Genomic DNA, 23,503 nt, shown 5'->3' on the forward strand with positions numbered 1-23,503 from the left:
AGATGAAGCCGCATGCCAGACTCAAGGAATCCTTTACCGTATCCGGCTTCTTCAAGCAACAAGGCCAGGTGGACAGCGTATTGACGGAATGCCTGCGGCTCGGCATTCCGCGCGACCTCATCGACGTCGCGCTCTCGGAAGATGCGGCGGCGAGGTTTCCTTCCCTGCGCGCCAAAAAGAACACCGACAGCTGGTTCGCCTGGACCGGCCGGGGGGCGCTGGCAGGCCTGCTGATCAGCTCTGCCCTCACCCTGGCGATTATCCTGCTGGCCGGATATGAGGTGACGGAAAAAATGGCGCTCGTGCAACTGCTGGGACCCGACATCGGCATCATCGTCGGTGCAGCCTTGGGGGCGTTATACGGCTGGCTGCGCGACAGCGATACCAATGTGGTAATGCAGCGCGCCTTGCAGCGGAATGACGCCATGCTGTTGCTGGTATATCTGCAGCCGCCTGAAGAGGCTGCGCGTATCGAGCAGATATTCAGCCGTCACGGCGGCGAAGAAGTGAACTCGCAGCCGACGGCATCTAACCCGGCGCAAGCTGCGTCAGCAACGCAGTGAACAGCACCAGCACCAGCGCGAAGAAGAACTCCAAAGTCAGTCCATTATCGAACCCATTATCTGAAATTCGCCCGGTATCGTAAGCCGCCGTGGCGGATCCCGGTTGTCGCAGCAAGCGCCTCAATTTCCATGCACAGGCCGCAATTGCCGCCACCGCCGCCAGCTTCAGCCCCAGCATGACGACGTAGGTCCAGGCCAGCCCGTCCTCCTCTACATACTGCAGCAATAGCCTCAACATGCCGCTGGCAATCGTCAGCAGGAACAACGGCAGCGCCAGGCGGGAGAAAAAGCTGAGTTCGTGCGCTGTGATCCATGAATCACCGGCAAGCCTGAGCACGAGCATGAGGCTCATCCCTCCCAGCCAGAACAACGCGCCACCCATATGCACCAAGTCTATCCAGTATAGCCAGTGCCACATTCCGAGTTCGCCCGCATGCGACGCCAATGCCAGTGCCGCAGACATTGTCAGGAGGGCGATACGAACCATCCAGTCTTTCCAGGAGCAAATGGCGACTAATAGAAAAAGCCAGAACCCCAGCCACGCCTGGCCGAAGGAACTGAACCGCATCAGCTCAAGCATCTCTCCTGGGCTGGCGAGGGACATCGCCGCCGCATCGGAAGCCTGCTCGCCGCTCAAGGCCGCACTGTTCAATGCCAGCAGCAAGGCCGCACTGCCAAGCGCGAATGCGGTCCAGCTGAAATATTGCCGCCATGCCAACGGGCGACGGAGGCGCCATTCCCATAATTGCATGCCGGCAAGCATGGCCACTGCCATATAGGCACAAGCCCGGGCGAGCGCGCCGTCAAGCAAATGGGCATGGTCTAAGATGGATGGCATGCTTATTTGACGAGGAAGCGCAATATTCCTTGTTGGCGATGACCGTCATGCGACATCACGCTCCAGCGGATGCGGTACTCGGCCTTGGCGGTGGCACTGTCCAGCCTGATGACCAGTTTTTCCGGTTCCGCCTCCGAAGTCAGGGAAACCCATTTTCCGCCTTGCCATAATTCGGCACGGTTGAATCGCGATTCAATCGGTTTGTTGAAGCGCAGCGTGACGATGGATGGCGGCTGTGAGAGGACAGCACCCTCCTCCGGGTCGGAGGAAACCAGTTTGCTGTGGCCTAGCGCCGAGAAAGGAAGCAGCAGCAACCAACACAACATGAAGTACCGGCTCGTCAAGGCAATAATCTCCCGTGCGATGTCATCCCTGGCGCATATGCGGCCTGGGCTTGTTTGACTTAGGCTCGAAACCGCCCACTTGCTCCGACACGCCTATTCCGTGCCGGAATGTCATTTCGCCTCCCAGCCATCCCGAGACGCCGAGCAAGGCGCCGGTCACTACCGACAATCCCAGGCCGAGCGGCAGGATGTCCAGCATATCATCCATACGCAGGTAAAAGTTGACGGATGCCAGCCCAAGGACAACAAGGTTGATGCTGCCATGCAGCCAGGCCATGGGAAGCCGCCGTGCACGCCTCACGCCCAGCAACTCGACCAGGCCCGATACGCCGGCAAGCGCCCCGCCGGCCAGGCCGGCCGCCAACAGCCAGAACGAGGCCTCTGCCCAGAACGTATTCTCTAAAACCGCAAATGCGATATCGCTCAGCAACGCCCCCATCAGGAACGCGATCGGGAGGGAAACCAGCATCGGGTGGATGGGGTGGCGCCTGACGGCGGCTTTTGTACCGCTACCTGCAGGATAAACGGGATCCATCTCTATTCTCCTTGTGTTTGGCATTTGCCGGGTTGGAAACAGGGTGAAGCCAGCCAGATAAACAACGGTCAAGGTGATGACGCCGACTCTATCCTCCGCAAATCCAACTCCGTGAGCGGACAAGCCTGAATCTCTTGACGGAAAGCGCTGACAACCTCATCCATGAAGCTCTTCCTGAGCCTTGACTCCACTGCAAAGCCTGAGTTGGCGCGCTGTTGCAGATTCTCACAATCGAATAGGACGCATGACGATGACCGCCCTTGTCTGAGTGTTCTAGCATGGATTCACCTTTCATCGGATGCTTTCTTTGAAAGGGAATATCAACGTGTTACTTAGTCAGGCCGGGCGAGCGCAAGCCGCTGCTCCCCTATCTTTTATATATTCCCGACGGAGGACAAAATGACGCTAGATTACGATGCAGACAAGGACCATCGCGATATTGACCAGCCAGCCCAGCACCAGGACCGGCAGCCGGGCGTGGAAGCGGAAATGGAGCCGCGCCCGCAATATATAGACCCGTCTTACCGCGGCAGCGGCAAGCTTGAAGGCAAGACTGCCCTCATCACCGGCGGCGACAGCGGCATCGGCAGGGCCGTCGCTATCCATTTCGCAATCGAGGGAGCCGATGTCGCGATCAATTACCTGAGCGACGATGAAACCGAGGATGCGGAAAAAACACTTTCATTGATTCGCGAGCAAGGGCGGAAGGCCATAGTCGTCAAAGGCGATGTAGGCAACCCGAAATTTTGCGAGGAACTGGTAGCAAGGACAGTGAAGGAATTGGGCCAGATCGACATCCTGGTCAACAATGCGGCCCAACAATATCCGCAACCCAGCATCGAGCAGATTTCTGCCGAGCAGCTGGAGCATACTTTCCGCACCAACATCTTTTCGATGTTCTACCTGACCAAGGCTGTATTGCCGCTGCTGGGCAAGGGAGGCAGGATTATCAATACTGCCTCCGTCACCGCATACAAGGGCCATCCTATCCTGATCGATTATGCCGCAACCAAGGGGGCGATCGTCGCATTTACGCGTTCGCTCGCAATCGAGCTGGGAGAGCGCGGCATCACGGTGAACGCGGTGGCGCCAGGCCCGATCTGGACGCCGCTGATTCCGGCAAGCTTCAGTGCCGAACAGGTGGAAAAATTCGGCCATAACACCGTGCTGCAACGGCCTGGACAGCCTAGCGAAGTCGCGCCGGCATATGTGTTGTTTGCCTCCAATGACGGCTCATATCTGACCGGGCAGATCATCCACCCCAATGGCGGCTCTATCGTCAATGGCTAAAGAGGATGCTGCGCCGATGACGTACAGCGCCTTGCCTGCCCGGCTTGCTGCCGGGCGTATGGCTTGGCTGCTTGCACGTTGGAATCCGTCTCAACGTCTTTCTTCTATTGAGTTCTTGTAGTTGGGTTCTTGGCAGCATTAACCCGGCCGTTGCACGGTAAGCACGACGGCTGCCAGCCTGTCGGCATTGGAATAAACCGGGTTGCCCAGCTCTTCCCCGAAAATATCCGGATCCATTTCCTGGTATTCGTAATGCCAGCCGCTCTTCTCCAGCCTGGCTTCCACTTCCTTTTTAAACGGGTCCCGGCCATCCATTATCGCCACCCCGGTATAAAGCAACAGCGTGCCTTGCGGCGCCAGCCTGTCGAGCGCCGTGTCGACGATTTTCACTGACAGTCCGGCGCCCAGCGGGCCGCCGCCATGGCGGTAGGCGCGTTCGGCCGCATCCACCAGGAACGGGGGATTGGAGACGATAAGGTCGAACTCGCCGTCCAGCGCCTGCAAGAGATCGCTATGGTGCCAATGCAGGTTGCTCAAGCCTGCGGCAATGCCGTTGGCGGCTGCCAAGGCCAGGGCCCTGTCGTTGATGTCTACGCCGTGCACTTCCGCTTGCGGCAGATGCTGTGCGAGCAGGATGGCCCCTGCCCCGCTACCGCTGCCTATGTCCACGGCACGCTGGATTTGAGAGAGTGACTGCGGTGGCAATAACGCCAGATGCCGCTCAATGGCACGGGCGAAGCGGTAGGTATCCGGCCCGAAGAAGATCGCGTCGTTTTCGGCGGTAGGAAATGCCGAGTGCAGGAACAACTGCCCAGCCAGGCTGGAGACACGGAATTTGCTGCGCCACAGGCTGCCGTCTTGCTTCAAGGCATGGGCCTGCTCCAGCAAGGCGAACAACCGTTCACCGACCGCTTCTGGCGCAAACGGCCTGCTCCAGCCGAGCGCGCCAATCATATCCTTCGCGGTTTCATTGCCCGGGCGCCCGTTGACCAGCGCATGGCTGGCCGGGGAAATGGTGGTGAACGCATATGATTGCTGTCGCAACCACTCAATCAAGGCAACCAGGGCGGCATTTGCCTGGCCCGGTCTAGGCATTGATTCGGGGGCAATGGTCATCAGGTGAGGTCCTTATGCATATCACTGTTCGGCAGCTTGGAAGCCTAGCAGCTTAACAAAATAACCTAGTCTTGCCTGTCGTCTCAGTCTGACACGAGATTAATCCTATGACCGATAACCGGCTGTGCATATGGAAAAGAGAATGTGGCTATCTAAAGCTTTCGAGACACCCATCCTATGTTGAGTACAGCGCCTTCCACCTCGTTGCATGATGCTGAAAAGCCAGGGATATTGCCGCGCGAGTTGTATTTCGGCTTGTTGAGCCACGGCGGGGCGCATGGCCCGTCGCCGGAAAGCTATCATGCCGACGCGCTCGAATTCCTGCATCAGCAGCTGGAAGCCTGTGCCGACGATTCTGCCCCTTTTCCGTCCGATATCGAGCAATTGGTGGATTGGATGTTGCAAGGCAGCCTGGAGACAGGCCAGCGATACCAGCAATACCTGCAGGAACGCCAGGACGGCGCTCCCCGCCGTTATTTCGGCAGCAAGGCGCATGCCCTCAACTTCATCAAGTCGGTCGCTCCCACCAAGATGGTGGACGGGTCTTGGCTGTATGGCCTGGTTCGGCGCTGGAAAGACCCTGGATTCAGCGCCTTGCTCGATATTTACCTCGAGGAGCTCGGCGACGGCGTCGAGGAAGACAATCATGTCGCCATCTACCGCAAACTGATCCATGCCCACGGATGCGAGCAATGGAAGACGCTGGAAGACGAATACTTCGTACAGGGCGCCACCCAGTTAGCCTTGTCCGTGCATGCGGACCAGTTCCTGCCGGAGGTCATCGGCTTCAACCTGGCCTACGAGCAATTGCCGCTGCACTTGCTGATCACGGCTGCGGAACTGGACGAACTCAATATAGACCCGTATTACTTCACCCTGCATATCACCATAGACAATGCTCTGTCCGGGCATGCGGTCAAGTCGGTCGATGCTGTACGCGAACTGCTTCCGCATTTCGCCCATCAGCAGAATTTCATGCAACGCGTGGTCAACGGCGCCAAGCTCAACAATGCCGGGCTCGGCTCGGTCGACATCATCAAGTCCTTCAATCTGGAGGACGAGTTGGCGGAGATATTCCGGCAGAAAGCCACGATCGGCCAGTTCATGCACCACCACCATTGCCGCATCGCCGGGCGCAACCTCAGGGAGTGGCTGTCCGACGGCAGCCAGATGCCTTCACTGCTGAAAGCGCTTGAAGAGCAAGGCTGGATCAACCGGCACCAAGACCCGAAAAACTCCAGGTTCTGGAAGCTGATCGACGGCGGCCAGGGCCAGATGTTCGGCGTATTCAGCCCCTACGAGAAGCAGGTGCTTTACGATTGGATTGCAGGCGACGCCCTCGAGCAACTGCCCAAGCGCGAACGCCTTGGCGAACCCTGGCGCATCCAGAAACGGCAGGCCAAACGACAGCAGGTTCCCGGAGCCGGCAGTAAATCTTCCAACATCATCCACTTGGCAAAACCAGAGCCTGTGCCTGAGATTGACGAGCAGCACTTGTTCAACCAGCAGCTGGCGTCGCTCAGGGACAAGGATGCATTGATGCAGTTCCTGGGTTCATGGATGTCGCCCGCCCTGCATCACCACCCCGTAGGGCTTGCCGCCACGCGCATGTTCAAGGCGCAATGGCTTAATTGAGCAAACCTGCCGGACGGCACGGTCAGCGTGCCTGGGCATCTCGTGACGGTATCTCTGCTTCTTGGTCTGGAGGCGCGTTCTTGCATACGCCGCGGATATTCATGACCGCCAACCCGAACTGAAGGACGATCAGGGCATACGCATGCGCATGCCAGCCCCAGGCGATCCATAACAGGTTGCTCAGGATGAACGCCCAGAAGCCCCAGTTGCGCCGGTACTTGGACGTCGAGCCCACCAGCCAGGCTGCCGCAATCGTGACCACCATTGCGGGCCATTGCAGCCAATCTAGATAATCCATGCCAACTCCTTGCTTTTATATTCCTGATACGTGAGGGCCCTGCCTGCCTCTCCTGCGCTCAATACTCAAGCTCAACCACCAAAGGCAAGTGGTCGGACAATTTCCTAATGCCTTTCCCCGGCAACCGGTGGGCGGTAACCTTGATTCCGGGCGCGTCGTGCCATACGCGATCCAGGCGGAATACCGGGCATACCGAAGGGAATGTGGGCTTGCAGTGCAACGGAGTGAGATGCCGATTGAGATAGCGCAGCAGCGAAGACGGCACCTGCCATTCGTTGATGTCGCCCATGAGCAGGATGGGGCTGCGCTCCTCCTCTTCTACCGCCTGCATCAGCCGCAACAAGTTCTTCGCCTCGGATCGGCGCTCGAAAATGGAAAGTGAGAGATGCGTGCCGATCACCCTTAGCCTCCCCCATGGAAGCTGCACCAGGGCATCTGCCGCATGGCGCGGCTCCAGGCTGGGGTGCGTTTCCAGGTTATGCAGCAATCCGCGGACGATTGGGTAGCGGCTGACGATCAGGTTGCCGTACCAGCCCGCCCCTTCTTCCATGCTGGGGCAGATCAAATGGTGCGGACGCTCCGGTCCGGCCAGCGTCTGTAGGTCGCCTGACAAACCTCCGCGCGACGGGCGGGTTTCCATTTCCTGGAAGACGCCGATATCGATATCCAGCCGTTGCATCAGGCCGTGCACCCGGCCCAGGTCGCGCGTGCCATCCAGGCTGCGTCCGCCATGAATGTTGAAACAGAGCAGTCTTATTCTTTGCATGCATGATCGCTTTGAAACAAGAAAAGTGTATTAAGATCGGGCGAACAAAACTCTCCTTGAGTTGTTGCTCTGGCTTGCCGTACCACGTCACGTGTACTGCCTGCGGCAGAGCGCCTAGCCAGGATTGCTCCGCTGACATTTGTTAGCTGCCCTAATTCGTTTGTAGCTTGCGCTGCCAATGCCGTGAAAGAAAATGCGTGCTGACGATCACCAGCACCCACAGCAACAGGCCTGCGCCGACCAGCACGGCATTATGCGGATCGGGGTTCTTGAACAAGGCCAATGCGGACTGGCCGATGAACACCGAGACCAGGGTACCGGGCAATAAGCCCAGTACCGTGGCGATCAGCAGCGTGACGAAAGGCACTTTCATCATGCCCAGCGCCAGGTTGACCACGGTGAACGGCGCGATCGGCAGCAAGCGCAACAGGGTCAGGCCCATGACGCCGCCGTTACGGGCATATTGCGAAATTTTCTCCGCATGCCTGCCCAGCATGGCCTGCAGCGATTTCTTTCCTAAGCCCAGCCCCGCCATCCAGCCGACGCTTACGCTGATGAGCGAACCCAGCATCGCGATCAGGAAGGCTTCCAGGGGCGCGAAGACGACCACGACCGTCCCGGTCATGACCATGTGGGGCAGGAAGACCAGCGTACCCAGCACATAGGCAGCCAGCCCGGCAGGAAAGGCCCAGGCGGTGTTCTGCACCTGCTCGAGCAGCGGGACGATCTTTTCCGGCGTGGCATACTCGGCGAGCGGCGTGACTTTCCATGACAACGCAATCGCGGCTACCAGCAGGATGCTGGCGATAAGGCGGAAAGGCATACGGCGCTTCCTTGCCCCAAATACCCGGCGCGAAGTGAAGAGGTCGGGCAGTATGGGACGCGAAGGGTCGGCAAAACGCCGTGCCAGGCGGGTGAAGCGTTCGTTGCGGTAGCGGTCGTCGTTTATCCTGCGCAGATGCTGGCGGCTGTGCTCCAGCTCGACGAGAAACGCTTCGACGGGCGCGTCTTCCTGGTTTGCGATGCGCTCGATCTCCTCCAGCTCAAGGCCGGTATGCTCGCGAATCAGGTCGTTGCGCATGGCGGCGACCTGCTTGTGGTGCACTTCGTCCCTTGCCTCAATGACGAGGTCGCACTCGCTGTCCAGCGTCATGGAGCGGTTGTTGATATTGCTCGAGCCTATGCGGATATAGCGGTCATCCACCACCATGACCTTGGAATGGATGCGTACCGGCGTTTCCTCGCCGTGCTCGCGGCTGAGGGGATAAGCCAGGGCAACCCGGTCGGCCACGCCGTGCGACTCGACGATCTTGCGGAATATCAACCTGGCATGGAACATGGATTTCCGCTCCATTACCCCTTGAGCGTTGTAGCAGCTCACCAGCAATACCTTCAGCCTGGGATTTTCCCTCAGCCTTTGGTTCAAGGCCTGCGCGACGGCGCGGCGCGTGAAAAACTGGTTTTCCATGTAGATGAAGCGTTCCGCCTTGGCGATCATGTCGACGTACAGGCGCTCGATCTGCTGGATCTGGGGCTGCCGGTGAAAGCGCGGCATGGTCAACGAGATGCCCACGCCTACCCGCTCCATGACCGGCTTGACGCTGTCCGGCCAGCTGGGCGGCAAGTCGTGGTGGCGGGTTTGGCGCAACGTCAAGGCCCTCTTTCCGCCGCCGAAATGCCAGCGGTAGCGCACCAGGCGGGCCAGCACGGCGGCGACCGGCCCCGCCACCAGTACCTGGACGTCGTGGTAAGGGTCGAACCGTTTTTCCAGCCCCATCTTCATGCTGCCGTCCGGATCCAGCCGGTCTGGATTGCGGGGATGGTGATGGCGGTTATCCCAGCGCGCGATCGCCACGTCCATGCCGCCGCAGAACGCCAACTCGTCGTCGATCACGACCACCTTCTGGTGGTGGCTGGCTCCCAGCGGCAATTGCCCGTCAAAGATGAAATGCAGGTTATCCGCCCCGCTCAGCTTCCATTTCGCCTCGGAAAAGCTTTCCCTCTCCGCAGACAGGAAAACGGAGTAGTTCCAGCGGTTGAGGTAAATCTGGATTGCTGGCGTCTGCCGCGCCTTCCACTGCAGCAGCTCGAACAACGCCGTCGGGCAAGCCTGCGCTTCCGCTTCGGCCCCGCGGATCAGGTCGATGCGGCTGTCTATATCCCAGCCGAGGATGAAAATGGAATGCTGCGCCCGGCAGATGGCCTCATGCAGGGCGCGATAGTAATTGGCGCAGTCGACCACCGGCGCCATGTAGCTGGCATGCGAATATTTCCAGCAGTTGTGCCCCAGGCGGAACAATGCGTCGGCGGGGGAAGAATCTAGGGCTGGATTACTTTGCATGGCTTGCCCCTGAGGCACGGCAATAAATTATTGGCATTGATGGCATGATCACTTGTTCCGGATATTTCTCTCGTCGATGTCCGGGTTACGGGTAGGCGGATCGTTGGGCAATCCCTCTGCCGGCACTTCGGGCGGGACGATCACGCTGTCGCGCTCGCCCGGGACCGGAGGCGGGACCTTGAGGCTGTCGGAATCCATATTGCAATCCGGCTTGTTCGTCGCGGCATTGTGGTCGCAAGGCGGCACGGCATTGTCTATCGGCGCGGGGTCTGCCTGCACGCCGACGACCATGACGCTCGCCAGCAGGAAGGCAGCAAGGCATATCGGACCATGTTTCATTTCCTAATCCTCCAGTACTTGTCGTTACCGTCAAAGTAGAAACCATGCTAGCCGCTATACGGACTGACTAACTTTATGCCTATGAAACCGCTTATTTCGATTGCTTGCAACACGGCAAAGTAGACATAAAAACCAATTAATTTATTGATTTATAAAAATAAAATATCAGCTCATAAAAGAAATCCTACAAACAAATCAGTAGTGCACTGATCGGTAGCAGCTCACTCCCATTCTTATGATGAATCCCACTGCCTGGCGTTTTTCATGCCTGAGGCAATGTTCTGCACCACCTTCCTTTTAACCGATTCACGCAGGAAATCATCGACTATGGCGAGATCAGCCCGGCGTTCCGATGCCCAAACAAAGCCTACCGGCGCACAAGGCGCCGTCAGCCTCGATCTGGAGTATTTGACCTTGCTGGAAGCCCCCAGGGTTGTAGTGGAGCAGGTCAGCCCTGCTATTGACGAGGGAAGGTTCGCGGTCAAGAGATGCGTCGACCGGCCCGTTGTAGTCGAAGCCGATATTTTCATGGACACGCATGACAAGCTGGGAGCCCAGCTCCTATGGCGGAAAAGCGATATCGATACCTGGCACGCGGTGCCAATGCAACTGGTGGACAACCACCGCTGGAGCGCATGCTTCACGCCTTCCGCTCCCGGCTTTTACCAATTCGCGGTCGAAGCCTGGCAGGACGAATTCGCCACCTACCGCGACGGTTTGCTGAAAAAAGTCCGCGCTGGAACAGATGTCGCGCTTGAAATACAGGAAGGCCTTCTCTTGCTGGCGCGGCTACAGGCCTATCCAGGTCATGAACAGGATCAGGAGTTCCTGGCCGAGGCCGTCAAGGCGCTGGAAGCGCCAAAGAGTGCAAAAAAATTTGCATCCAAGCTGAAGTCTTCGCAGCCTTCCGACCTTGCCCCTTTGCTGCCGGCCTATGCAGAAAGCCAGCAAGACCAGCTGCGCATACTGCTTTCGAGCGAACTGGGCCGCTACGTCCATACCCGGGAGTTCGTAGTGCGCAGCCGTGATTTCCCGTTGCGCATCGACCGCAAGGCAGCGGCATTTTCCAGCTGGTACGAAATGTTCCCCCGCTCGCAAAGCGGAGACGCCTCCCGCCATGGCACTTTCGATGACGTGATCGAGCGCCTGCCAGCGATTCGCGCCATGGGGTTCGATACCTTGTACTTTCCCCCTATCCACCCTATCGGTCGCCTCAACCGCAAGGGCCGCAACAACAGCTTGCAGGCCCAGCCTGGGGACCCGGGCAGCCCGTATGCGATCGGCTCCGAGGAAGGAGGCCATGACGCGATACATCCCGAGCTGGGCGACTGGGAAGCTTTTCGCCGCTTGAGGAAACAAGCCACTGCGATGGGGATGAACCTGGCCCTGGACTTCGCGATCCAGTGCGCGCCCGACCATCCCTGGCTCACCCAGCATCCTGAATGGTTCGATTGGCGGCCGGACGGCAGCATCCGCTATGCCGAGAACCCGCCCAAGAAGTACGAGGACATCGTCAATATCGACTTCTATGCGCCGCAGGCCGTGCCGGATTTATGGCTGGCCTTGCGCGACGTGCTCATGCTGTGGGCGGAGGAAGGCGTCCATACCTTCAGGGTCGACAACCCCCATACCAAGCCGCTGCCGTTCTGGGAATGGGTCATCCGCGAGGTCCAGGACGAATACCCTGACGTGATTTTCCTGTCCGAGGCGTTTACCCATCCCAAGATGATGAATCGCCTGGCGAAGATAGGCTTCACCCAGTCCTATACCTATTTCACCTGGCGCAACACCAAGCAGGAGCTGACCGACTACCTGCTGACATTGAACGACCCTGCCCAGGTCGAGTTCTTCCGGCCGAATTTCTTCGTCAATACTCCCGATATCAATCCCCGCTACCTGCAGCACTCCGGCAGGCCGGGGTTTCTCGTCAGGGCGGCGTTGGCGGCGACATTGTCCGGGCTATGGGGCATATCCAGCGGCTTCGAGCTGTGCGAGGCGGAAGCCATGCCAAACAGCGAGGAGTTCCTCAACTCGGAAAAATACGAAATTCGCGCCTGGGATTGGCAGCGCTCGGGCAACATCATCGAGGACATCACCACGCTCAACCGGCTGCGCAGCCAGTACCCGGCCTTGCAGACCCACCTGGGGGTGGCCTTCCATCCTTTCCATAACGACCAGGTCATCTTCTACTCCAAGCACGAGCCGGGCTCCGCCTTGCCCCATGAGCGGCTGATCGTCGTTGCCGTCAACCTCGATCCGCACCACGTTCAGGAAGGCACCATGGAATTGCCGCTACACCTGCTCGGGCTGCAGGACCACGACACGGTTGCGGTGGATGACCTGGCGCGCGGCTACCGCTTCGACTGGCATGGCAAATGGCAGCAGTTGCGCATGGACCCGCACGAAATGCCCTATGCCATCTGGCAAATCCAGAGGAAGGGGCCGGTGCAATGAACAAGCGGCAACTGCAGAGAAAGCTCAAGACGGAAAAAGACCTGCGCTTCAACGACGACCCTTTGTGGTACAAGGATGCCGTCATCTACCAGGTACACGTCAAGTCGTTTTTCGATGCCAATAACGACGGGATCGGCGATTTCGCCGGCCTGATCCTCAAGCTCGACTATATCGTCGAGCTCGGCGTCAACACCATCTGGCTGCTGCCGTTCTACCCTTCGCCGCGCCGCGACGACGGTTACGATATTGCCGAGTACAAGGGCGTCCATCCAGACTACGGCACGCTGTTCGACGTCAAGCGCTTCATTGTCGAGGCCCACAAGCGCAACCTGCGGGTCATCACGGAACTCATCATCAACCACACTTCCGACCAGCACCCTTGGTTCCAGCGGGCGCGGCAGGCCAAGCCCAGCTCCGCGGCACGCGACTTCTACGTCTGGTCGGATACGGATACCGCCTACAGCCAGACACGCATCATCTTCACCGACACGGAAAAATCGAACTGGACCTGGGACCCGGTGGCGGGCGCCTATTACTGGCACCGATTCTTCTCGCACCAGCCCGACCTCAATTTCGACAACCCGCGCGTGCTCAAAGCCGTGATCAACGTCATGCGCTTCTGGCTGGACCTCGGCGTGGACGGCCTCAGGCTCGATGCCGTGCCCTACCTGATCGAGCGCGAAGGCACCTCCAACGAGAACCTGCCGGAAACCCATGAAATCCTCAAGTTCATCCGCAGCGAGATAGATCAGAACTACCCGGACCGCATGTTGCTGGCCGAAGCCAATATGTGGCCCGAGGACGTGCAGGAATATTTCGGCGACGGCAGTAACGAATGCCACATGGCGTTCCATTTCCCGCTGATGCCGCGCATGTACCTGGCGCTGGCGCAGGAGGACAGGTTCCCGATCAGCGACATCCTGCGGCAGACGCCGGAAATCCCCTCCACCTGCCAATGGGCCATCTTCCTGCGCAACCACGACGAATTGACGCTGGAAATGGTTACCGACAAGGAGCGGGCCTATATGCTCAACTTCTACGCCACGGAAAGCCGCGCCCGCCTCAATGTCGGCATCCGCCGCCGGCTTGCGCCGCTGCTGCAGCGCGACAGGCGGCGCCTGGAACTGCTCAATAGCCTGCTGCTGTCGATGCCGGGCACCCCGGTCATTTATTATGGCGACGAAATCGGCATGGGCGACAACATCCACCTGGGCGACCGCGACGGCGTGCGCACCCCGATGCAATGGAGCCCGGACCGCAACGGCGGCTTTTCCCATGCCGACCCGGCGCGGCTGGTACTGCCCCCGATCATGGATACCCAATACGGCTACCACGCCATCAACGTGGAGGCCCAAAGCAGCGACCCGCACTCCCTGCTCAACTGGATGCGGCGCCTGCTGGCGATACGCAAGCAGTACCATGCTTTCGGACGCGGCAGCATGCGTCTGCTCTACCCCAACAACCGCAAGATATTGAGCTATCTGCGCACCCATACCCCTGGCGGCGAGAGCGCCGATGAAGAGCAGATCATCCTCTGCGTGGCGAATATCTCGAGCACTGCGCAGGCGGTGGAGCTCGATCTTGCCGAGTTCTCCGGCTACGACCCGATGGAAATGATGGGAGGCTCGGTATTCCCCCGCATCGGGCAGCAGCCTTACGTATTGACCCTGGGCGCCTACGACTTTTATTGGTTCCGCCTGACCAAGAACAAGCAACCGCTCAATGGCGCAGGCGAGCAGGACGGCAGCCTGCCGGAATACCTCACCCTGGTGCTGAACCAGCAACTGACCAGCCTGTTTGCGCCGCAATTGCGCAGGACCATGGAACAGGACATTCTCCCGGCCTACCTCCCCTGCCAGCGCTGGTACGCAGGCAAACAGAAAGATACCCTGGCGGCAATCCAGCTTACCTTGCTGGGTGTGTTGGACGCCATCGACCCTGCTGAACCTCCATTCCTGCTAGCGCAGGTCGAAACGTCCACCGCCACAGGAACCGACCAGTATTTCCTGCCCATGGGCGTAGTGTCCGACGAGCAGGAAATGCCAGCCTTGGTGCGCAGGCTGGCACTGGCCCACGTACGGAGGGGTCCGCGTGTAGGCACCCTCACCGACGCTTTCGCGCTCGATGGCTTCGTGCGGGCAATGCTCCACCACCTGAGGAATGACAGCACGCTGGACAGCGAACAAGGCAGCATCTATTTCAACAGCACGGCATCGCTGCATCAGGTCGACTTCAAAACCGAGCTTGAAATCAGGCGTACGGACCAGGAGCAGTCCAACAGCTCCCTGATCATCAACGACCTGGCCGTCATGAAGCTGCTGCGGCGCGTGCAACCCGGAATCAATCCGGAACTTGAGGTGGCCCGCCACCTGGCCAAGGTCGGCTATGCCAACACCCCGCCCCTGCTGGGCGATGTTACCTTCATCGATGCCGACGGCATGCCGCATACCCAGGTGATCATGCAGGCATTCGTGCACAACCAGGGCAACGCATGGCAGTGGACGCTGGACAGGCTCAATCGCCTATTGCACGACAACCTCTCCGCCGACCTCATGAAACAGGCGCTGGCCGTGGACGACGCCAGCCCGCTCAAGGAGCTGACCAATTTCGCCGCCATGCTTGGGCAGCGCCTGGCTGAGCTGCATATTGCGCTGACAAAGGATACGGACAACCCTAGCTTCAGCCCTGAGATATTTTCCGCCGCGCAGGTCGAGACTTGGCGCGATAAGCTGCATGAGCAGGCGGATGATGTGTTGGCATTGCTTGACCGCGGACCATGGTCCGGCGATGCGGATGCCCAGCATGCATCGGCGATATGTTCGCGCAGGGAGCAGTTGTTCCACGCAATCGATGAGTTGGTGCAGCATGTGGTTAGTCAACCCCGCATCCGCATCCACAGTGATTTCCATTTGGGCCAGGTACTGATGATTTCCGGCGACGTGATGATCATCGACTTCGAGGGCGAGCCGGCCCGCAGCCTGGAGCAGCGGCGCCAGAAAGACCATCCGTTCCGCGACGTGGCAGGCCTGTTGCGCTCCTTTTCCTATGCGGCCGCCCATGTGGAGAAGAGCGACATGGACAAGCCTGCCGGCGAGGATGCGGAGCGGCGCCAGGGGCTGTTGCGCGATTATGAGGGATGCTCGAAGCGCGCCTTCATGCAGGCTTACTTTGCACATTCCCAGTTGCCACCGACATCTCAAGCGCCTGATTCCGCTCCAGTCTTAGCTGAAGAATTGCCTGCCGGGGATCAGGCCATCCTGAACCTGTGCCTGCTGGAAAAAGTGATCTATGAAATCGCCTACGAGGCTGCAAACCGGCCTGCCTGGATCGGCATACCCATGCGCGGCCTGCTCGGCCTCCTGGATGAAATACGGGCCTATGGCAATCCGGAACAACCTTGAGCCACTACCCTCCCCCTCACTTCACCCTTAAGGATACGAGACAATGACCTTGCAACTGCACATTGATGACAAGCAGGACGCCAAGCCGCGTGCGCCTGAGGGAGAGAATACGCATTCCCGCTCGCTGCCTGCCGGTGCGCATATCGTGCAGCCTGGCAAGGTCAGGTTCAGGATATGGGCGCCGAATGCGGAAAAAGTGTGGGTCGTTCTATCTGGGTTGCAGTCGGACGACGAACCGCGCGAGCAGCAAGAACATGAAATGGTGGCCGACTCCAAGGCAGGCTGGTTCAGCAGTGAAATCGCCGCGAATGCGGGCAGCCGCTACCGCTACCGTATCCTCAACAAGCAAGGCCACGAGCTCACCGTGCCCGACCCCTGGTCGCGCGCCCAGGCCGAGAGCGTGCACGGCGACAGCATCGTGGTAGACCCGCGGGCTTACACCTGGCGTCATCCCAGATGGGCAGGCAGGCCATGGCACGAGTCTATCGTGTATGAGGCCCACGTCGGCTGCCTGGGAGGATTCGAGGGCTTGCGCGCGCAATTGCCGCAATTGGCCGCCATGGGGTTCACCGCTATCGAGCTGATGCCGATTGCCAGCTTCCCCGGCGAGCGCAATTGGGGATACGACGGGGTGCTGCAGTTCGCCCCGCAGTTCAGCTATGGCTCGCCCGACCAGCTCAAGGCACTGGTGGATGAGGCGCACGGCCTGGGTCTCAGTGTCTACCTCGACGTGGTGTACAACCATTTCGGCCCGGAGGGCAATTACCTTGCCCACTACGCGCCCCAGTTCTTTTGCCACGAGCACCAGACGCCATGGGGGGACGCCATCGATTTCGCCCAGCAGGAGGTCATCGAGTTCTATGGCGAGAACGCGCTCTATTGGCTGGAGGAGTTCCAGTTCGACGGGCTGCGCTTCGATGCCTGCCATGCCATCTGGGACCCGGCGTTCCTGGTGAGTATTGCCGGACGCATACGCACCGAGTTCCACGGCAAGCGCCATATCCACCTGATAGCGGAAAACGACCACAATTCGGTCACACTGCTGCAGAACGGCTATGACGCCCAGTGGAACGACGACGGCCACCATGCCCTGCATGTATTGCTGACTGGCGAAACCGGCGGCTATTACTCCGACTACGCGGACAACACCATCGAGCAACTGGCGCGCTGCCTGGGGGAAGGCTTCATCTACCAGGGAGAAATCTCGGCGCATCGCCACAACTCGCCGCGCGGCGAGCCCAGCAGCGGGATGCTGCCATCCAGTTTCGTCATGTTCCTGCAAAACCACGACCAGATCGGCAACCGCGCCTTCGGCGAGCGGCTGGTCACGCTGGCCCCGGAACCCGCGCTCAAGGTGGCCACCGCTCTGTTGCTGCTGAGCCCACAGGTGCCGCTGCTGTTCATGGGGGAGGAGTTCGGCGCGACGGAACCCTTCCTCTACTTTACCAGCCATGGCGACCCCGGTCTGGCCACTGCCGTGCGGGAAGGACGCAGGGCCGAATTTGCCAGCTTTCCCCAGTTCCAGGACACCTCGCTTGCCGACCGCATTCCCGACCCCAATGCGGAATCCAGCTTCGAGCAATCGATTCCCCGTGACGGCCAGACCAAGGCGCAAACCGCATGGCGCGAATGGGTGACTCATTTGTTGCAACTACGTCACCAGTACCTGCTGCCGCACTTGCGCTTGTGCCGCGCGCTGCGATATGCCGCTTTCGGGCCTTATGCCGTCAATGCCCAATGGCAGCTGGAAAATGGCGACATGCTGACCGTCGTCGCCAACCTGGGCGCGGAGCCTGCCGCCCAGCACCTCGACCAGCTGGTATCCGGACCGGCGCAGATATTGCTGGACCACGGCAATGCGCATGCCGCCCTGAAGACGGGGGAAATGCCTGCCTTCAGCATTTTCGCCTGCCTGGAGCATCCGCAAGGATAGGCGCATCATGCCCAGAACCGACATCACAGCCACCATCCGCCTGCAGTTCCACCAGGGCTTCACCTTCGAGGACGCGTTGGAACGAATCCCCTACTTCACCAAGCTGGGCGTCAGCCATATTTACGCATCTCCTATCCTGAGCGCCCGCAGCGGCTCCACCCACGGTTACGATATTGTCGACCCGACCCAGATCGATGCAAAGCTGGGGGGAGAACCAGGGTTCAGGCGCTTGGTCGAGGGCCTGCGCAATGCGGGCATGGGCTTGATCATGGATATCGTGCCCAACCACATGGGGGTGGGCGGCGCGGAAAATCCATGGTGGCAGCACGTATTCGAATGGGGCCAGGCCAGCCCCTACGCTTCCTGGTTCGACATCGACTGGCACTCCCCCGACCCCGCCCTGCATAACAAGGTGCTGGCCCCCTTCCTTGGAGAACCTTATGGCGACGTGCTGAACAAGGGGGAGCTGAAACTGACCTACCTCCAGGATACGGGGCAAATCGTGGTGGCCTATTTCGACAACCAATTCCCGGTTTCGCCGTTCGACTATGCAGGCATCCTGCAACGTGCCGACAACAAGCTGCTGGAGCCGTTGATAGAACACTTGGATACGCTGGAAAGACAGCAGCCCTACCAAGTATTGGAGAAGAAGGCTGCGCAAGCCAGGCAAATGCTGCAGGAGCTGGCAGGCACGCCTGCTGGCAACACCGAGCTCGAGTCTGCCTTGGCCTACTATAACCGGGACAACAGCGAGCGCCGCATGCAGCTCCATGCATTGCTGGAACGGCAGCATTACCGCCTCACGTGGTGGGTCAATGCGGCGGATGAGATCAATTGGCGCCGGTTCTTCGAAATCAGCGAACTGGCCGGGATCCGCGTCGAACTGGACGAAGTGTTCGAGGCCACCCACTCGCTCCTGTTCAGCCTGTACCGCGAAGGGTTGGTCGATGGCGTGCGGCTTGACCATATAGACGGCCTGGCCTATCCGCAGGATTATTGCAACAAGCTGCGGCAACGCCTGCAGCGCTTGTCCAAGCACAGGCCCAAACACTTGCAGCAAACGCCCTACATCATCGCCGAGAAAATCCTCGCACCGGGGGAATGGCTGCGCAGCGGCTGGCACCTTGACGGCACGACCGGCTACGAATTCATGGACCAGGTCAGCGCCGTCCTGCACGACCCGCGCGGCGCGAGGCCGCTGACTGACTGCTGGCAGAAATATACCGGCGACCAATACGACTTTGCCCGCCATGTGCGCAGCGCCCGCTACCAGCTGCTCTCGGAAAACCTGGTCGGCGAGTTCAATGCCACGGCCATCGCTATCCACCGCATTGCGCGTGCCGAGATCCGCACGCGGGATTATTCACTGGCGGCCATCAAGCGGGTGCTCACGGAAATCCTGGTGCACTTTCCCGTCTATCGCAGCTACGTGGGCAAAAACGGGCCGGACCAGGTTGACCGCGAGCTGTTCGAGCAGACCGCCTACCAGGCACGCCGCACGCTCGGCCTGGTCGACAAGCCATTGGTGGACATCGTGCTGGGTTGGCTGAGCGCCGACCTGGTCGTCGCCGAACCTGACAGCCCGCTTTCCGACCTGTCGCAACGTGCGATTACCCGCTTCCAGCAACTCATGCCTGCGTTATGCGCGAAATCCATGGAAGATACCGCGTTCTACCGTTTCGGACGCTTGTTGTCGCGCAACGAAGTCGGCAGCAACCCGGATATGTTCTCGCTATCAACCGAGGAATTTCACCAGGCCTGCATCCAGCGTCGCGAGCGCTTCCCGGCTACGATGCTCGCCACGGCCACGCACGACCACAAGCGCGGCGAGGATACGCGCATGCGCATTGCCGCCCTGAGCCAGGTGCCGCAGCGGTGGGAGTCGCTACTGCAGGAATGGCTCGTCATGAACGCCCGCTTCCACCAGAACATCTTTCCAGAGGAAAATCTTGCCGTCAGCTACAGCGCGCCCCGCCCCCAGCACGAAATCATGCTCTACCAGATTCTCGTCGGCGCCTGGCCCTATCACCTGCAGGCTGATGACCGTGAAGGGCTGAAAGCCTATGCCGAACGCCTGAACCAATGGCTAATCAAGAGCATACGCGAAGCCAAGCGCCTCTCGGGCTGGATGCAGGCGAACGAGGAATACGAGAATGCGTGCAGCAACCTGCTGTTCAATATCCTCGACCCAGAGCAAAGCCAGCCCTTCCTGCACTCCGCGTATTCTTTCGTGCAGGAAATCTCAGCTGTCGGCGCCGCCAACAGCTTGTCCCAGACAATACTGCGCATGACCACGCCAGGCATTCCCGACCTTTATCAGGGGACGGATATCTGGGATTTCAGCCTGCTGGACCCTGACAACCGCTCCGCGGTGGAATATGGGCAGAGGGAACAGCTTTTGGCGGCCCAGACGAACTTGGACGAGAAAATGGCCAATTGGCAGAGCGGCGGCATCAAACAGCACTTCATCCAGCAGTTGCTGCAGTTGCGCAGGCAACACCCAGCCTTATTCAACTGCGGAGACTACCAACCATTGGAGGTAAGCGGTTCGCGGGCCGCGCATATTCTCGCCTTCATGCGGACCAACGGCCATCAGTCGCTGATCGTGGTGGTACCGCGACTGACGGCCACGCTGATGAAAGAGCGGAAACAATTGGCCATTCCTGCTGAGATTTGGCAAGACACCGTTGTCCATCTGCCGGCAAAACTCAATACCGAAGCCTACAACATCGTTTCCGGCCTTTCGTACCACATTTATGCCGGGCAGATCGTCGTCCGCGACTTGTTCTCCAAGCTGTCCTGGGCAACGCTGGCTGTCGACCTGCAGCCTGAATAAGCTCGTTGTATCAGTTTCTTACAACAGTATGCGTGCTTGGCTGATGTTGTCCATGACACGGCCCAGCCTATAGTGCATTCATCGCAGTCATGAATAGGGGCAATCTTATGAAAAGCCATATCCACCACCTGATGAATGCCGTAGAGGACGACCATCATCATGCCGGCAACAAGCTGCAAAACTCCGAGGAAAAAGGCAATGAGAAGGAAGCGATCCAGTCTTTGAAAGAAGCTTCCAATCCGCATGATAACGGCAGGCCCGTCAAACCCGACCCCGAGAAGCCTTATACCCCGGTGGAGCCTGACGAGCCTGATGTCCAGCCTGAAATCATCGACGAAAATGAAACCGAAGATGGCCAGCGCGAGAAGATAGCGCCACCGCCTGAAGGATTCTTCCTGAAGCAAAACAACTAGGTTGGCAGTCAAGTGCGCCACTCTCTACGTAAGGAGTGGCTTCTTGTTTTTCGTAGACAATGTCAGATATCGCCGACAGCGGTTTAGGTAGGAATCGGATAATCACCATGACCGTAGAGTTTTACATTAACGACAGCCTGCTGGCTTATGGGCTGATAGAAAGCGGTCGCAGACCGTCCTCAATAATGTATTAAATCAACCGGAGGAGAATATATGCCTGTTTCTACCATATTGTTGGTTATTTTGGTTCTGCTGCTTATCGGGGCCCTGCCCAGTTGGGGATACAGCAAGAGTTGGGGCTATGGCCCGAGCGGCGGTTTGGGACTGATCGTCCTGATCCTGATCATCTTGCTGCTGACAGGCCGTATATGACGGTCAATTGATATTATAAAAAAAGCCCCTGACGGGGCTTTTTCATTTTCGGTCCGTATGAAGGCCGTATTAAGGATTGACTTGGTCGGAGTTGAGCAGCTGGCTATTGATCGTCACCTTGCTTTTTTGCTTCAAGGAGCTGATATAGGCATGCCTGTACTCTGCCGCAAGCGCCGACTGTAACTGCGCTTTGGCGACGCGTTGGTCCTCGTCGCTTTCCACCGCGAACTTGACGGAAGTGACCTTGGTAAGGAGATAGCCGTTGCGGTCCGCCACGCCGTTATAGGCCGGCAGCTTGGCAGCATCCGCCTTGAACGCTGTCGACACCGACAAATCGGTCAGGCTTTGCGGGTTGCGGCGGTCCACGGTAACCGGCTCAGTCCAGTTAAGCGCAGCGGCCTTGCCCGTACGCAAGTCGGCAAGCGCAGCCTCGCCCTTCTCGCGGGCCAGTTTGGCGGCTTTTTCCTGCTTCAAGAAGTCTTCGATACCAGCCTTCACTTCCTCAAAAGAGCGGGCGGCTGCAGGCTTGTGCTCTACAACCCTGGCTGAAATCAGGTTGTTGGGCGAAATCTCGACGGCCTCGGTATTGCGCTTGTCCTTCAATACTTCGTCGCTGAACACGAGGTTCATCAGCTTGTCGTTCTTGAAGAACTTTGCGCCGTCATCACGGCTCAGCCAGCCGCTGCTCTGCACTTGCAAGCCGAATTCCTTGGCAACAGGCTCCAGGCTATCCGCCTGCTCGTATACCATGTTGCTGAAGTTCTCGGCTTGTTCGGAGAACTTGGCCAGGGCTTTCTGGTACATCAGCTCCGCGCGGATCTGGCCTTGCGCGTTTTCAAACGACTGGCCGCTGCCGTGGATTTCGGTCAGCTTGATGATATGGTAGCCAAAATCGGTTTCGACCAGGTCGCTGATGGTGCCCGGCTTCATCGAGAATACCGCATCCTCGAAAGGCTTGACCATGGCGCCAGGGCCGAACAGGCCGAGGTCACCGCCCTTGTCTTTGGAGCCTGGGTCTTGCGAATATTGATGGGCCAACTGTTCAAACTGTTCCGGGTCTTTTTTCACCAGGGCCAGCACTTCCTGTGCCTTTTCTTTGGCCTTCTGCTTTGCCTCCGGAGTGGGGCTCACGCCAAAGCCGATCAGAATGTGGCTGGCGCGACGCTGTTCATCGCCCTGGAACTGGGTCGCATTCTGGGCGTAATATTCACGCGCTTCCTCTTCTGTCACCTGCTGGCTCGGAATCAATGCGTTAGCGGACAGCAACACGAACTCAAGCTTGACCTGCTCGGGCACCTTGAACTTGTCCTGGTGCTCCTTGTAATAGGCGTTGATTTCCTCTTCTGTCACCTTGACCTGGGAAATGTAGTCCGCGGTCTTGAATTCGGCAATGCTGACTTCCCGCGACTGGTGCTCGATCTTGATCGCATTGTTGGCAACGCCGTTGGGCACGAAAGCCAGGGCGGACAGGCCTTCACGCGCTTGCATCGTCAGCAGGTCGCCGCGCACTTCGTTTTCAAACTGCGAAGGTGTACGGCGGCGCTCCGCCAGGAACTGGTCGTATAACTCTTGCGAGAATTTGCCGTCCTGGTGGAACGACTCTTCCCGTGTAATGTAGTTGGAAAGCTGATCATCGCTGACGACAAACTTGGCCCGCTTGATTTCATTGTTCAGCAGCTTGCCTTCGACGAGGTGGTCGATCACGGCTTGCTTCAGCTCAGGGCCGTCGATCACGGACTGGTCGACCTTGCCCTCGCTTTGCAGGCGGTTACGCAGGTTTTGCAAGGCATTGCTGTATTCCTGTGCGGTAATGGACTCCCCTCCCACCTTGGCCACAGCGACGCTTGAACCGGCATCGCGCAGATAACTATCGACGCCGACCAATGCAAACGGGATGGTAATGGCAGCTAGGATGGCTTTGGCCAGCCACCCTTTGGAACGATCACGAATTGCTTCCAACATAACAATATGCCTTCTTTGTTTTCAATCTTTTGAAATGATCAGCCTGAACCAAGACTGACTTGTAAAC

18 protein-coding genes are annotated in these 23,503 nt (G+C 58.9%); 9 read left to right on the forward strand and 9 right to left on the reverse strand.

The window, feature by feature from the left end; translation table 11 throughout:
• Positions 1 to 2 precede the first annotated feature (2 nt).
• Positions 3 to 563, forward strand: a complete 561-nt coding sequence (locus tag ACW4YW_RS00635; RefSeq protein ID WP_457135781.1) for a hypothetical protein — start codon at positions 3 to 5, stop codon at positions 561 to 563.
• Here the strand turns inward: ACW4YW_RS00635 and ACW4YW_RS00640 are convergent.
• The 3 genes from ACW4YW_RS00640 to ACW4YW_RS00650 are packed head-to-tail and all read right to left on the reverse strand — an operon-like array spanning position 529 to position 2,280.
• Positions 529 to 1,401, reverse strand: a complete 873-nt coding sequence (locus ACW4YW_RS00640; protein WP_457135782.1) for a CopD family protein — start codon at positions 1,399 to 1,401, stop codon at positions 529 to 531. The genes ACW4YW_RS00635 and ACW4YW_RS00640 overlap by 35 nt on opposite strands.
• 2 nt (positions 1,402 to 1,403) lie before the next feature.
• Complete coding sequence (locus ACW4YW_RS00645) at positions 1,404 to 1,727, reverse strand: copper resistance CopC family protein (RefSeq protein ID WP_457135783.1); 324 nt, start codon at positions 1,725 to 1,727, stop codon at positions 1,404 to 1,406.
• Between the two features lie 40 nt (positions 1,728 to 1,767).
• The gene (locus ACW4YW_RS00650) at positions 1,768 to 2,280 is read right to left on the reverse strand and encodes a DUF2231 domain-containing protein (RefSeq protein ID WP_457135784.1); all 513 of its coding nucleotides are present in this window, start codon (positions 2,278 to 2,280) and stop codon (positions 1,768 to 1,770) included.
• A 399-nt stretch (positions 2,281 to 2,679) separates the two neighbouring features.
• Here ACW4YW_RS00650 and ACW4YW_RS00655 point away from each other — a divergent pair, with 399 nt between their 5' ends.
• Positions 2,680 to 3,570, forward strand: a complete 891-nt coding sequence (locus ACW4YW_RS00655; RefSeq protein WP_457135785.1) for an SDR family oxidoreductase — start codon at positions 2,680 to 2,682, stop codon at positions 3,568 to 3,570.
• A 138-nt stretch (positions 3,571 to 3,708) separates the two neighbouring features.
• Here ACW4YW_RS00655 and ACW4YW_RS00660 read toward each other — a convergent pair whose 3' ends face one another.
• Entirely contained in the window at positions 3,709 to 4,686 is a 978-nt protein-coding gene (locus ACW4YW_RS00660) for a methyltransferase (protein WP_457135786.1), read from the reverse strand.
• A gap of 177 nt (positions 4,687 to 4,863) precedes the next feature.
• Between ACW4YW_RS00660 and ACW4YW_RS00665 the strand changes: the two genes are divergently transcribed.
• Positions 4,864 to 6,321, forward strand: a complete 1,458-nt coding sequence (locus ACW4YW_RS00665) for an iron-containing redox enzyme family protein (protein ID WP_457135787.1) — start codon at positions 4,864 to 4,866, stop codon at positions 6,319 to 6,321.
• 22 nt (positions 6,322 to 6,343) lie between these two features.
• Here ACW4YW_RS00665 and ACW4YW_RS00670 read toward each other — a convergent pair whose 3' ends face one another.
• The 4 genes from ACW4YW_RS00670 to ACW4YW_RS00685 form a co-directional block, all read right to left on the reverse strand.
• Entirely contained in the window at positions 6,344 to 6,619 is a 276-nt protein-coding gene (locus ACW4YW_RS00670; RefSeq protein WP_457135788.1) for a hypothetical protein, read from the reverse strand.
• 58 nt (positions 6,620 to 6,677) lie between these two features.
• On the reverse strand, positions 6,678 to 7,385 hold the full coding sequence (locus tag ACW4YW_RS00675) for an endonuclease/exonuclease/phosphatase family protein (RefSeq protein WP_457135789.1): 708 nt from the start codon (positions 7,383 to 7,385) through the stop codon (positions 6,678 to 6,680).
• Between the two features lie 151 nt (positions 7,386 to 7,536).
• On the reverse strand, positions 7,537 to 9,726 hold the full coding sequence (locus ACW4YW_RS00680) for a VTT domain-containing protein (RefSeq protein ID WP_457135790.1): 2,190 nt from the start codon (positions 9,724 to 9,726) through the stop codon (positions 7,537 to 7,539).
• Between the two features lie 48 nt (positions 9,727 to 9,774).
• On the reverse strand, positions 9,775 to 10,065 hold the full coding sequence (locus ACW4YW_RS00685) for a hypothetical protein (RefSeq protein WP_457135791.1): 291 nt from the start codon (positions 10,063 to 10,065) through the stop codon (positions 9,775 to 9,777).
• A 327-nt stretch (positions 10,066 to 10,392) separates the two neighbouring features.
• Here ACW4YW_RS00685 and ACW4YW_RS00690 point away from each other — a divergent pair, with 327 nt between their 5' ends.
• From ACW4YW_RS00690 to ACW4YW_RS00715, 6 genes are all read left to right on the forward strand, one after another.
• Positions 10,393 to 12,519: an alpha-1,4-glucan--maltose-1-phosphate maltosyltransferase gene (locus ACW4YW_RS00690; RefSeq protein ID WP_457135792.1), complete on the forward strand. Its 2,127-nt coding sequence runs from the start codon at positions 10,393 to 10,395 to the stop codon at positions 12,517 to 12,519.
• A complete protein-coding gene (gene treS, locus ACW4YW_RS00695) occupies positions 12,516 to 15,920 on the forward strand; it encodes a maltose alpha-D-glucosyltransferase (RefSeq protein ID WP_457135793.1) in 3,405 nt (1,134 codons plus the stop codon). The genes ACW4YW_RS00690 and treS overlap by 4 nt, the downstream gene beginning before the upstream one ends.
• Positions 15,921 to 15,963: 43 nt before the next feature.
• Positions 15,964 to 17,853, forward strand: a complete 1,890-nt coding sequence (gene treZ, locus ACW4YW_RS00700; protein WP_457135794.1) for a malto-oligosyltrehalose trehalohydrolase — start codon at positions 15,964 to 15,966, stop codon at positions 17,851 to 17,853.
• Between the two features lie 7 nt (positions 17,854 to 17,860).
• Positions 17,861 to 20,689, forward strand: a complete 2,829-nt coding sequence (treY, locus tag ACW4YW_RS00705; protein ID WP_457135795.1) for a malto-oligosyltrehalose synthase — start codon at positions 17,861 to 17,863, stop codon at positions 20,687 to 20,689.
• Between the two features lie 107 nt (positions 20,690 to 20,796).
• The gene (locus ACW4YW_RS00710; protein ID WP_457135796.1) at positions 20,797 to 21,102 is read left to right on the forward strand and encodes a hypothetical protein; all 306 of its coding nucleotides are present in this window, start codon (positions 20,797 to 20,799) and stop codon (positions 21,100 to 21,102) included.
• A 213-nt stretch (positions 21,103 to 21,315) separates the two neighbouring features.
• The gene (locus tag ACW4YW_RS00715) at positions 21,316 to 21,474 is read left to right on the forward strand and encodes a DUF3309 family protein (protein ID WP_457135797.1); all 159 of its coding nucleotides are present in this window, start codon (positions 21,316 to 21,318) and stop codon (positions 21,472 to 21,474) included.
• Positions 21,475 to 21,543: 69 nt separating this feature from the next.
• Here the strand turns inward: ACW4YW_RS00715 and ACW4YW_RS00720 are convergent, their stop codons facing one another.
• The gene (locus ACW4YW_RS00720) at positions 21,544 to 23,436 is read right to left on the reverse strand and encodes a SurA N-terminal domain-containing protein (protein ID WP_457135798.1); all 1,893 of its coding nucleotides are present in this window, start codon (positions 23,434 to 23,436) and stop codon (positions 21,544 to 21,546) included.
• Positions 23,437 to 23,503 lie beyond the last annotated feature (67 nt).

It is taken from the genome of Methylobacillus pratensis (assembly GCF_054072455.1).